Origin of the sequence: Myxococcus sp. CA039A, assembly GCF_013336645.1 — a bacterium.
Taxonomy (GTDB): domain Bacteria; phylum Myxococcota; class Myxococcia; order Myxococcales; family Myxococcaceae; genus Myxococcus; species Myxococcus llanfairpwllgwyngyllgogerychwyrndrobwllllantysiliogogogochensis.
Window position 1 is genome coordinate 1 of record NZ_JABUMQ010000024.1, and the last position, 12,834, is coordinate 12,834.

Genomic DNA, 12,834 nt, shown 5'->3' on the forward strand with positions numbered 1-12,834 from the left:
GAGCAGAGCTGCGCATGGGGTTCTCCAAGGACGGGCCGAGGCCTGACTGACCCGGGTTCTCCCGTAGACCCCGCACCCGCCCCGATTGCGCAACATGGGTTGTTGTCGCGTGTCGCGTGGCACTCATGGATGAGTCTGGCGAGCGGTGTTCAACGCGCATCCATTCTCGCGGCAAAATTGCGCGCCGCCGTGCGTGGGGAGTGGGTGGTGGATGTGTGGCTTGCGGTGATGCGGGAGGGGCATGTTAGCGGTGGGCCCTTCACGGGGTCCGCCGTCGCGCGGTCCCACACCCCGAGGTCCACATCATGAAGACACTGCTGTCGAAGACGGTGCGGCTGGCGGCGCTGGGCGGACTGGCGTTGGTCGGCGCTCCGGCCGTGGCGCAGACCGTGCCGTTCTCTCCATTCGTTCCCTTCGAGCTGCGGGTGAACTTCCAGCCCGCCAACGTGGCGGTGCCCGCGGGCTTCGTCGCGGACTCGGGGCAGGTGTTCGGGAGTCGGGGCAATGGCCACACGTACGGGTGGAGCGCGGACAACACGGCCAACACGCGAGATCGCGATGACGCGAACACGCCGTCCCAGGCCTACGACACCGTCATCCGCACGCAGAACGGCGGCAACTTCACGTGGGAGCTGGCGGTCCCCAACGGCTACTACCAGGTCCGACTGGTGGCGGGGGACCCGAGCTTCTTCGACAGCGACTACATCTTCAGCGTCGAATACTACGGCCACGTGCTGAAGGGCACGCCCACCACGGACAGCCGCTTCGTGGAGGCGGTGACGACGGTCGACGTGAATGACGGCCGACTGACTATTCGCAATGACAGCGCCGCGGTGAACAACAAGCTGGCCTTCGTGGAGGTGACGCGGAAGTTCGGAGTGGACATCAACTTCCAGCCGGCCTCGGCCTCGCCCGTGGAGATCTACGCGATGCTCACCGATTACGGCCAGGTGTACGGGGGCCGGGCGTACGGCTTCAGCTACGGGTGGAACGTGGACAACACGGCCAACATGGTGGACGCGGGCTACGACATCGACATCCTGGCGCAGCGTCACGCGCGCATGCAGCAGGGGGGCGACCGGGTCTGGGAGATCGCCGTGCCGAACGGCGTCTACGCGATTGACCTCCTGGCGGGAGACCCGAGCACCAAGAACGGCTCATACCGCATCCAGGTGGAGGACTCGGTGCTGCTGAGCGGTGTGCCGACGGGTTACGGCTTCACCAACGGCTCTGGCGTGGTCGCGGTGTCCGACGGCCGGCTCACCGTGCGCAGCGCGCCGGGAGCCGCCAACAACAAGCTCAACTTCATCCGCATCCACCAGAAGTAGCCGCGCGCGCCCCTGCGTCAGCGCTGTTGGGGCGGAGTCGATGCGCGCCTGGAATCCATTTCCGGGCGCCGTGGCATCCCTTGAACGATGGGGTAGGGTGCGCGCCCCATGAGCAAATACTTCGCCAGGCTGAAGCCGCCCAAGGGGCTGACTGTTCCTCCGTTGCTCGCGCGTTTCGCCAAGTGGGTCGCGACGCAGAAGTATGGAAACTTCGGCTCGTTCGAACTCATGACCTCGGAGGTGCCTGGGGAGCTGAGCGACGCGTGGTGCTTCCTGTCGCTGCCAGAGGGCTCGTTGCTCGCGCTCGTCTCGACCGTGACGCCGCGGCCGGTCGTGCTGTTCGACTCGGAGTCGGACGTGCTGAAGGTCGTCGCTCCCAGCCTCGAGGCGTTCCTGCTGGCGCTCGGCGCGGGCAAGACGCGCTTGGATGACCTGGATGAGGGCGATGAGCGCGAGGCGCTGCGTGAGTGGCTCGCGAAGGAGAAGGTCAAGGCGCCGAAGCCCGCGAAGTTCAACGTGAAGGCGTACCAGCGTGACGCCGCGCCCGCTCCGGTGGAGAGCGAGGGCGTGAAGAAGCTGGCCCCCCTTCCGCGAGGGCTGGTGGCCCTGCTCGGACGGCCCGTGACTGACCCGAAGCTCTCGGCGGAGCTCAAGAAGCTGAAGCTGCCGACCAGGCCCCTGAAGGCCGGAGGCGCGCTCAGGGACAAGAAGCGTGGCATCACGGTCCACATCGGCCGCAATGGCGTGATTTCCGAAGTGCACCTCGGCGAGAAGTATGACGGCCCGCTCGCCTTCAAGCTGCCTCAGGGTGTGAACGACTTCACCGCGAAGAAGTTCCTCGGCAAGCCGACGGGCGTGCTCAAGAAGAAGGACGGCGGCAGCGTCTGGGAAAAGGTGCTCGATGCCGGACGCGGCATCTACTTCTCGCGGAGCCGAGGCCACTTCGACTGGTGGTCGGAGCACAGGTTCTTCATCAAAAAGAAGAAGTAGGCGAAAGCGAAGTCGGCACGCAGGCGCCCATTCAAGGGCGCCTCGTCGTCGAGTCGCTCGGGGTGTTGATACAAGCCGCCCGCTCTGCCTGGAACTGCGTGCGCGGAGCCCGCCTCTCGGAGCGAGGCGAGGCCTGCCCCCGGCGCCACAAGGGCCCCGGGGGCATTGAGCGCTCCCTACTGCCCGAGGACGACGCGGAAGATCTTCTCGTTGCTGTTGTCGGGGATGCTGTCCTTGTCGCCCTGGTTGGTCGTGGTCATCCAGAGGTTGCCGTCGGGCGTCGGCTCGACGGTGCGCAGCCGGCCGTAGGTGCCGACGAAGAACTGCTGCACGTTGGTCAGCTCGGTGCCGCTGATGACCTCTCGGTAGAGGCGTGAGCCGCGGGCGCAGGCCACGTAGAGGACGTCGCGGACCACCGCGATGCCAGAGCACGAGCCTTCCGCCGTGGAGTAGGTCCGCTTCGGGGCGATGTACCCGGCCGTCGCGCAGCCCGAGCCTCCCTGGGACACCGTCCCTTCGCAGTTCGGCCAGCCGTAGTTCCCACCCCGTTGGATGAGGTTCGTCTCATCCATCACCGAGTTGCCGAACTCCTGCTCCCACAGGCGCCCCTGGGAGTCGAAGGCCAGCCCCTGCGGGTTGCGGTGGCCGTAGCTCCACACGAAGTTGCCAAAGGGGTTGTCGGACGGGAGCGTGCCGTCGGCATTGAGCCGCAGCACCTTGCCAGCCAGGTTGTTGAGGTCCTGTGCATAGGCACCGTTCTGGGCATCCCCCGTCGACGCGTAGAGCTTCCCGTCCGGGCCAAAGCGCAGGCGCCCGCCGTTGTGGAACTTGTTGCGGCCGATACCCGAGAGCAGCACCTGGAGCGAGGAGGTGTTGAGGGCGCCGTTCTCATACTTGAGGCGCACGATGCGGTTGTCGGTGGGGGAGGTGTGCATCACGTACAGCCACCTGTCGGTGGAGAAGGTGGGGGAGAGGGCCAACCCCATCAGCCCGCCCTCGCCGTCGGTGCTCTGCACATTGGGCACGACACCCACCGACGTCTTCTGGCCCGTCGCCGGGTCCAGGCGGACGATGTTCTGCGCGTCCCGGCGGCCGTAGAGCACCGAGCCATCCGGCAGGTTCACCAGTCCCCACGGGATGTCCGTGTCGGTGGCGACCTGGGAGACGGAGCAGACGTCGTTCGTGCAGGCCTGGCCGGTGGTGACCGTCGCGGTCGAACTCTGGGCGGACGCATTGGCCTGGGCGTCACGGGCGAGCACGGCGTAGGCGTAGGTCGTGCTCGGGGAGAGTCCGCTGTCGACGAAGGTCGTCCCGGGCGGCGAGCCGGACACCGTTCCAATCTTCACGCCCCCTCGGAACACGTCGTACGCGCTGACGCCCACGTTGTCGGTCGACGCCGTCCAGCTCACCGTCACACTGGTGCCCAGGGCGGTGGCGGTGACGCCTGTGGGAATGCTGGGGGCCTGGGTATCCACCTGGCATTGCGGCGGGGTGATGGTGAGCGTGGCGCTGCCCTGAGAGACGTTGCCGGCCGCATCCCGCGCATTCACATACAGGCCCCACGTCGCTCCGGGGACCACCGTGAGGCCGGTGGACACCACGGCGCCGGAGACTGCCTTCATGTGCTGACCGTCGTGGTAGACGTCATAGAAGGCGACGCCCTCGTTGTCCGTGGACGGCGACCACGTCAGCGTGGCCGAGTTGCACGTCACGTTGGACAGGGTGAGTCCCGTGGGCACGGTGGGAGGCTGGGTGTCGACAGGCAGCGACCACTGCTGGTTCGTCTGGCCGTTGCAATTCCAGACCACCACCGGGGAGCTGTTGGCGGTGGCCTGACCGGAGACATCGAGGCACAACGAGGTCGCCGTATGGACCACCGCGCCGCTGGTGTTTCGGACCCATCGCTGGTTGGCGGCCCCGGTGCAGGCGCTGATGACGGCGCGGCCCCCCGCGCTGGCGGTCGCGGGCTGGACGCACCAGGCGCCGTCGAACACGCGCAACTCGCCCTCGGGCGTGAACAGGAACCGCTGGTTCGCTTGTGCGTGGCAGTCGTAGATGTTGAGGCCTTGCCCCGACGTCTGGCTGTTCTGGGACACATCGAGGCAGCGGCCGGACTGCACGCCGATGAGCCGGGTGCCCGAGGTGACCGCGGCGCTTTGCGTTGAGAGTTCGGGGTCGTTCTCCGTCTTCACTCCACAGGCAATAGCAGTGGCGAAGAGGAGGGCGAGTACGGCGCGGTGAGCTGCGAGGGGAAGGCGACGAACATGCATTGACACGCTCCTGGGTGTGCCGCCTCCTTCCCGGTATTCCGGGTTGAGCTCAAGCAATCTTCTTGTGACTGCATCCTCGGATGTTGAACTCTCGGCAGCAGCGGCTCGCAATACCTCGCGCTCTGTCGCACCTCTCATCCGCTTCCCGCAATCCGCTCGCACCTTTTCGTCAGGGCGCGAAATTAATTTTCCACTGTCTGTCGATTTTTACATGAATGTCGAGTAAGACCATTTAAGGCGCGAGCGACGCCCGCCGCGAAACCCGCAGGCAAGACAGCGCCGATGGGACAGCCGACGGGCTGGCTCATCTGTCGAATTGTAGCAGCCATTCCACTGCAAATGATGCGCAGCGCCATGCGGCCATGGGCCGCGAGAGGGAGAAGTATGCAGAAGCTGTCCATGACAGGCGTCCTGCTGTTCGGAGTTCTGGTATCGGCATGCAATGCAGGAGAGTGGGAGGAGCCCGCCCACGAACAGCCCGGTGGCACCGGCACCGAGGCGTCCGTCGGGTCCACCCGACAGGCCATCACCTCGCCTGAACTCATGGTGTCGCTCGCGTGTGTCGAGACGTATGTCAACGCGGGGACCTGCGACTGGGACCACTGGAGTGAGCTGTGGGAGACGTGCGCGACCTACGATCACCCGGCGCTCGAGGATGGCTACTTCCTGGAGGAGGTGCAGTCTGGGAACTGCACGGCGGCCAACTGGCCCACGATGCGCGAGTACCTCAGCACCCCTCGCTCGATGGAAGTCCGCCTGCGCGAAAGCTGCCACAGTGATTCCCAGGTGATTCAGGGGGCCGAAGCCAATGGCTGCTATACGCTGGAGCCAGCCGCTGGCGCCTCCTACGTCAACGTGGCGTCCGGCAAGGCCGTGACGCTCCATGCCGGCACGGGCTGCACCGGGGACTCGGTCACCGTTCAATCCGACGCGAGCCTCTGTGATACCTCGTTCGAGTCGGGCGCGAGCGCGGACGGCAACGTGCAGTCGTTCCGGATCGCGGACGCCGAGGTGCCGTCATCGGATTACAACTACACCTGCGCCGTCGGGGAGTCGGAGTGCGTCAGGAACTACAATCCCAGATTGGGCGTCGTGAACAGTACGCACAGGGTCAATGTCGTTCGCGTCGCGCTCGCGGGCAAGACCACGCCATCGATGAGCTCCATCATGGCCAACGTCCACAATATGTACGACTTCTTCGTGGTCGCGTCTCGCAATCAGGTGCACCGGAATATCATCGGCACGCAGACCGTGCAGGTGACGAGCAGCAACTGCGGGAAGGCGAAGGAACAGGCCGTCGCCCAGATCAGCGCGACCGCGTTCATGACCGTGTATGTGCTGCCCACCGGGCTCTGCTCCATCTCGCACGCCACCGGGGGCAACATCTACCTCAATGACAACCTGTTCCGGACCTACGTCCACGAGACCGGGCACATCCTCGGCCTCGCGCACGGCAACGCGCGAGATCCTTCTACCAACAAGCCCATCGAGTACCGCGACGCGAGCACGTTCATGGGCAGATTCCCGTCGGATAACTACAACCTCCCGCAGCTCCACTGGCTGGGATGGACGAAGAAGGCGGAGCTCACCCAGGTCAATGCGGTCCTCGAGCGCGATCGCTTCACCGAGGTCATCCTCCGGCCCGTGGACGTGAACGCCAACAAGCCCGACAGCCCCATCGACCACAAGCTGGGCGCGGTCTGGGAGACTCCCGACGGCAAGAATCGGCTGTTCATCGTCGTACCGAAGGCGCGCCTCAACAGCGCGAACGATATCGAGGGCGGCACGGTGATTGTGTATCGTGCTCCCACGTGCAAGCTGAGGGCGGACTGCCCGACTGTCATGGTCATGGGGACGTTGACGCTGGCGCGCTTCATCGCCACGAACACCAATGTGCACGCGGTGTTTGAAAGTCCCCTCAAGCTCTCCGTGGTCGGCTCCAAGAGCAAGAACGTCCAGGTGGCTGGAAAGACCGTCAAGGAGTACGAGTGGGTCAAGCTGCGCATCGCGCTTCCGCCACTTCCGTAACGCTCGCGCTCCCCGCCGCACGTTCACGGAGCGGCCGGTGCGCCTGCTGTCCGCGCAGGCGCACCGGCCACGCCGGCTGGCCACCGAGGGGTGCTCCGTTGCAATCACAGCGGGAGCAGAAGCCGGGGCCCGGCTGCTCAAGCCCCTGGCCACGCCCACCAGTCTCGCTCCCCTCCTGCGGCTGAGGCGCCGCGCCCCGTTGCTTCCTGCCAGCCCCGCTCGAGTCCTGGGCCTCGACGACTGGGCGCTGCGCAAAGGGCTATGCTGGCGAAGTGAGCCACATTCTGAACGAGCTCCTGGCTCGCGCGACGGAGTCCTTCGAGCGGCACGAGGAGGAGGAGGCGCTCCAGAGGCTGTTGGAGGCCTGGGCTGAGGCCCGCGCGGAGCCCATCATCGCGCTCGCGCAGCAGCTCTCGGACCGCCTCGTGGTCGGCCTCACTCCGCTCGACGTCAACGCCTCTTGGTGGCAGAAGCGGGATCCGAGGCATCTGATGGACCTACCGAGGGAGCTGATGCCGCTCCTGGCGCATGCGCGGCAGGGTCATGGGCAAGAGACCGCGCGGCAGATCCCGAAGTTTCGAGAGCGGGCCGCGGACCCCCGGCTCATTCAACCGCTGCTCGCCATCGCGCTCATGCCGGTGGCCAAGCACTCTCAGGTCCTGGACGAGCTGTGCGGCCTGTTCATGCACGTGGGGCCGCCCTACGACGTGAACGTCCTTCATGCGCTGAGAGTGAGACTCCCCGCCGAGCTGTTCTTCGTGGCGGAGAAGCTCGACATCGTCATCCGTCTGGGGACTGGCTGGGTCCCTCCCATTCTCGACGAGGAGACCCAGGCGCGGTGTGAGGCGTTGAGGGAGGCCATCGACGCGCGCACGGCCGTGGAGCAACGGATCTCCTCCACCCGGGATGTGCTGCTCGCTCGCATCCATGCCGTGCCGGAGGATGACTCCTCGCGCAGAGTGCTGGCCGACCAACTGCTCGAACTGGGCGACCCGTTGGGTGAATTCATCGTGCTCCAATACGCCGAGGTGCCCGACGAGGACCGCATCACTCAGTTGCTGGTGGCGAACAGGGAGAAGTGGGAGGCCCCGCTGGGGGCCGTCATCGAGCGAGGGTATGCACGCTTCGCACGAGGCTTTCCGGTGGCGGTCCGGATGATGGAATCCAACGTCATGGAGGGCGCGCCCGCGCCAGGACCGGCCTGGGGCACGGTGGAGGAAATCGACTGGAACGGCATTGCCGACTGGACTGGCCCCGCCGTGCATTGGAGCCGGTGGCTTGCCCATCCGCACCTGCGCGGCGTGACACGGTTGAGGAACGTTTCGGAGGCTCTGGCGCGTGAGCTGGGCGCCCACGCGTTGCCGGTGCGGCGCCTGGAGGTGACGGGCGCACGCGGGCCTGGGCTGTTCGAGGCACTGGCCGCCCTGCCGCACCTGTCCTGGCTGGAGTTCCCCAGGGCTGAGCCGGGCACGGTGGTCCTCTGTGCCGATTCTTCCCTGGCGCCCAGGCTGCAACGCTTCGATGCCGCCCTGGCTGGAGCCTGGAAACTCTCGGTGGACCTCGGCGCGGAAGTGCCTGTCCAGGCGACGCTGGTGAGTGAGCGGCACGTTGAATCGCTCGTGACAGTCCTTCGCGCGGCGGTGAGGTTCAGTGACCGGGGCCTTCACCTTCGCTGCCAGCGAAAGCTCGATGCCAAAGCCATGGAACGGTTGAGGGGCGCCGCCTCCCTCTACTCGCGTGTCGACTGAGAGGAGTTCGAGCCGAACCCATCACCGCGGTCATCCATCAGCTCTCGGACCTCCTCGCGGTCTGTCTCCCTCCGCTCGAGATGGCCTTGCCCGAGCGCCACTGCCAGGGATGGTCAAACCCGGAGGGCTCGGCTTTCATTGGCCGGCGCCAGTCCTGTTCCGGCACACTCCGAAAGGCCCCCCGTGAAGCGAATGGCTTGGATTGTCGGTGTCGTCGCGGCTGGGTTGTTGGCGGCATGTGGTGGCGTGGCGGAGCAGGAGGTGATGGTGATTCCCCAGGACGCGGACGTCGGAACGGTGGAATCCTCCCTATGTGAGGGCTGGGAGGCGGGTGGGCGCCGCTGCTGCTTCATCTGCACCCCGGGGTTCCCCTGGATGTGCATGGGTGAAGGGGTCCCCTATGAACAGTGCCAGAGTGTCGCGAACACCTATTGTGGGAGTCCCGCCATCAATGTCTGCTGGAGCCGCTGAACGCCGAGGCGCATGGGCACGCGGCGCGCACAGCTTCGGCGCATCCTCGTGGAGGTGGGAAGAATCTAGAGGCCCGTGCTGGCGTGGAGCGCGTGCACACCCTGCTGCGCGGGCTGGAGCCAGGTGGCTCGGTAGGAGCCCGCCGCGAAGTCCCAGCTCACGCTGCCGTCGATGACGGGCTGGGACGGCTCGTGGGGCGAGGCGCCCTGCTGGAAGGCGCTCGTGCCCGGCGCGTAGGACAGCGCCAGGTTCACCGGCGTCCCGAAGACAGGTCCTGTCGCCAGTCCACAGCCCTTCGTGTCGCACCGCAAGGAGCCCGTGGCGTGAGGGCGGCTGACCTGGGTCGCCTCCTTCACCCACTCCGACCCGCTCCACTTCCACCAGCTCATGCCTGTGTGGAGCCGCAGTCCCTGGGGCGATGCGGCCAGCAGTCCCTTGCCGTCCGCGGGAGAGGAGAGGGTGCGCTGCGCGGACCAGGCAGTGCCGTTGTGGACGAGGTACCGGAACTCGTTCTCGAAGCCGGTCAGCAGCATGACGGTGCTCGCGTCGGCGGCGAAGTCAGGCGCCGTGTTCGACGCGGTCGCATCGGCCCGTGTCTGCCAGGCCCCCCCTGCGTGGACGCTCGCGCTCAACGAACTCCCGCCGCGCTGGACCGATACGGCGAAGGAGGTGCCCGGCACCACGAGTCGCAGGCGGGTCGCGCTCCCACCGGACACCGCGCGAGGGCTGGCGGTCACCGGCGCGGACCATGTCTGTCCATCCACGCTCTGGGCGGAGCGAATCTCGAGGTCACCCCACACCGCCATGAAGCCGCTGGCGCCGTGGGTCAGGGCGAGGTCCGCGTTGGCGTAGGTGGCCGCCACGCTGTCCAACTTGAGGGGCGTCCCTGGTACGCCGGCCTCGTGCGTCACCATCCATGCCTCCACATTGCCGGTGGTTCCAGGGTGGAGGTACGCGACGACGGCCAGGTTGTCGTCCACGGCCACGCGAGGCCTGGAGCCACCTCGCGCCACGCGCACGGGCTCGTGCCAGGCCGTCCCGTCGAACTCAGCGAGGAGGATGCTCCACGCCCCCGCCTCGAACTGCTCCCACGCGGCGGCGCCATGGCCGTCGGCGGCGAAGTGGACCGACGGGTTGCGCACGCTGCCCACGAGCTCCGGAGTCACCAGCGGGTGGCTCTCCTCCCACTGTCCGCTGCCCAGATAGGCGCGCAGGGCCACCAGACCCGGAGCCGCGAAGACGGCACCCACGCGGGCGCCTTGCATGGCGAGCCTCGCGCCGGCCTTCTCCATGCCGCGCAGTCGGACGCTCGGCCGCCAACCCTGGGACGTGAGCGCGGTGCCCCAGATTTCATACGCGGAATTGTCGACGTTGTTCCTCTCGGTGAGGACCAGCAGGTCGTCACCGGCAGCGCGGACGTCGCGCACGCGGTTCGCGCCGGTCGTCACCACTCCCTTCGAGGCGGACGCCCAGGAGCCACCTGTCTGCGCCGCGGCGTGAAGCTGCGTGGCGGTGCTGCTCCACAACGCGACGGAGTTGCCATGGTGCCGGACGAGCGCCCAGAGCTCCCGGACAGGGATGCTCTCCAGCAACACCGCGGGCTGCCAGGTCCCGTTCACGCGGTCGGCCCCGAAGAGCCCCGACGAGGCACCGAAGACGGCGGTGATGGTATTGCCATCCGAGGCGATGCGCACACTGCTCGCCTGCGTGGAGGAGATGAGTTCGGGCGCGCTCCACTGGTGGGTGTCGGGGTTGAAGAGCGCGAACTCCGTGCCTCGGCTGGACACCCACGCCCGGCCGAAGCGCGTCCCCACGCGGATGTACTGTGCATCCACGTTGGAGGTGACGGAGGACTCCGACCACCGCGCCCCGTCGAAGACGACCGCGACCTCGGGACTCGTGCCCCACCCGGAGCTCACCAGGATGGAGTCGCCATTCAGGAGGAGGGAGAGGATGGGCGAACCGAGGTTCGGGCTCGTGTGGACCTCGGTCCACTGGGTGCCGTTGAGGACCCTGAAGGTCTTCCCGTTGAGGACGTAGAGGTTGTTGCCCAAGCCGAACAGGTCACCGCTGACGTTGGGTGTCACGGAGGTGAACGACGTCCCGTCGAAGAGCATGACGCGTTTGCCCAGGGCCCACGCGTCCGACCAACTGATGATGAAGCGATTGCCCCACGAGGACACCTCCGGCGGCAGCGTGTTCGCGCCTGCCTCGCCAAGGACGGTGGAGTCTGCGAAGCCCGCGCCGGTATCAAAAGCCGCACGGACCTGGATGCTCGTGCCGGTGTCCACGCTCCAGACAGCCAGTGTTCCCAGCGGGCCGGTGGCGAACGCTGGCAGGGAGGGCTGTCCAGGGAGGTCCGCGCTCACCTTCGTTCTCGAAGCCACCGTGCGGAGGGCGTACGTGAAGGGCGAAGCGAGGCTGGCGCCCTGGGGCGTGCGCACGTCCTTCACCGTCACCGTGTAGTCCGTGGCCGGCGCGAAGGGCGGCACGGGTCGGAACACCACCGTATTCGTGGAGGCCTCGTAATTGACGAGCCCGTTGACGCCCTCGACGCCGAAGCTCGCCGCGTTGACGGTGGCCGGGTCCAGGGGGCGGTCGAAGCTCACGCGGAGCGGGCCTCCGAGTGAGACGAAGCGCATGTCCGGAGCAGGCACTGCGCCACGGACCGTCGGAGGCGCGGGCGGCAGCTCCGTGATGAAGTCGAAGCCATTGAACACCCCCAGTGGGTTGCCGGCGAGGTCCTCCACGGCGCGAGCCCGACCCCGGTAGCGGGTCTGGTACTTCAAGGGCGCGCTCGGAGAGAAGGCGGCCTGGAGTCTCGCGTCGTCATACCGCACGGTGCCCGCGACACGCCGCACCGCCTGGGTCCCCGCTTCGTTCTGCTCCTCCAGGTAGACGGAATCCGTCGTCACGGACTCGGGCCGAAGCGGCTCATCGAAGCTCACGGTGAAAGGGGCGTACCGCACCGCGACGCCCACGGTCTGCGAGACGGGCAAGGTGCCCAGCACGCGCGGGGGCGAGGTGTCCCTCGACGCTGTCACCGCGAATGAGAACGAGTACGCCGCGACGAGCGCGTTGCCCGCGAGGTCCTTCGCCTGGGTGGACAGCGCGCCCGTGACATGGGCTCCGGGAGCTGGAGCGGGGCTCGTGCGGAAGTACACCGATTGCGTCCGAGGCTCGTAGGAGATGACACCGGAGAGCGGGGCGGCGGGATTGGCTCCCAGCACCTGTTCGAACCGGAGCGACTCGGCCGTGAGCGACCGGGGGTCCATCGGTTCGCGGAAGGTGATGACGTACACGGGACGCGTCGGCGCCACGCCCGCGGCGTTGTCCAAAGGCAGCGTCGTCAGTACGGTCGGTGGCGTCGTGTCCCTCTCTTTCCCCACGGAGAAGACGAAGACGTGGGGCGCGGGCAGGGACCTACCCGTCACGGTGCGCAGCCCGGTGGAGACCGCGACTGTCACCAGCGAGTCGGCGGTGAACGGCCGCGCCGGGACGAAGCTCAGGGTGTGGGTGGCGGCGTCATGACTCACGGCGCCCTCCAGCGCCATGCCGTTCTCCGACAGCGTGAGACTGGTGGCGCTCACCGAAGTGGCCTCGAGCACTTCCGTGAAGGCCACGATGACGCGCGCGTTCAGGGGCACGGCTTCCATGTCCGCCGAGGGGAGCGTGTAGTCGATGAAGCCCACGCCGTCCGAGGTCTGGGGGCCGCCATCGACGGGCCCTCCATCGGGGTTCACGCCTCCATCGGAGCCACCCGCGTCGGGCTCTCCGTCCATGGAGATGGGAGGGTCCTCGTCGCCGGGCGCGGCGTTCTTGCAGCCGGGGGTGAATGCCCAGAGGCCAAGGACGGCGAGGGCGCATCTCATCCAAGTGGTATCGAAGGTCATTGGGGTGCGGGCATGGCGCGGCGAGAGGCGAACAGGTCGCCCCCCTCATTCGCAATCAAGCTGCATCAGTAAGAACGTAGGGAATGCGTGAGGTCGCACGAACTCC

6 protein-coding genes are annotated in these 12,834 nt (G+C 67.1%); 4 read left to right on the forward strand and 2 right to left on the reverse strand.

The window, feature by feature from the left end; all coding sequences use genetic code 11:
• The first annotated feature begins 305 nt into the window (after positions 1–305).
• Positions 306–1,328, forward strand: a complete 1,023-nt coding sequence (locus HR086_RS06030) for a hypothetical protein (protein ID WP_174465093.1) — start codon at positions 306–308, stop codon at positions 1,326–1,328.
• Positions 1,329–1,436: 108 nt separating this feature from the next.
• Complete coding sequence (locus HR086_RS06035; protein ID WP_174465094.1) at positions 1,437–2,318, forward strand: SMI1/KNR4 family protein; 882 nt, start codon at positions 1,437–1,439, stop codon at positions 2,316–2,318.
• Positions 2,319–2,494: 176 nt separating this feature from the next.
• Here HR086_RS06035 and HR086_RS06040 read toward each other — a convergent pair whose 3' ends face one another.
• Positions 2,495–4,588, reverse strand: coding sequence for a PQQ-dependent sugar dehydrogenase (locus tag HR086_RS06040; RefSeq protein ID WP_174455764.1), 2,094 nt, complete (start codon positions 4,586–4,588; stop codon positions 2,495–2,497).
• Between the two features lie 384 nt (positions 4,589–4,972).
• Here HR086_RS06040 and HR086_RS06045 point away from each other — a divergent pair, with 384 nt between their 5' ends.
• Positions 4,973–6,616: a hypothetical protein gene (locus tag HR086_RS06045; protein ID WP_254614720.1), complete on the forward strand. Its 1,644-nt coding sequence runs from the start codon at positions 4,973–4,975 to the stop codon at positions 6,614–6,616.
• A gap of 272 nt (positions 6,617–6,888) precedes the next feature.
• Complete coding sequence (locus HR086_RS06050; RefSeq protein WP_174455763.1) at positions 6,889–8,364, forward strand: hypothetical protein; 1,476 nt, start codon at positions 6,889–6,891, stop codon at positions 8,362–8,364.
• A gap of 536 nt (positions 8,365–8,900) precedes the next feature.
• Here HR086_RS06050 and HR086_RS06055 read toward each other — a convergent pair.
• Positions 8,901–12,707 carry an Ig-like domain-containing protein gene (locus tag HR086_RS06055; protein ID WP_174465095.1) on the reverse strand — a complete coding sequence of 1,269 codons (3,807 nt, stop codon included), beginning with the start codon at positions 12,705–12,707 and terminating at the stop codon, positions 8,901–8,903.
• Positions 12,708–12,834: the final 127 nt, after the last annotated feature.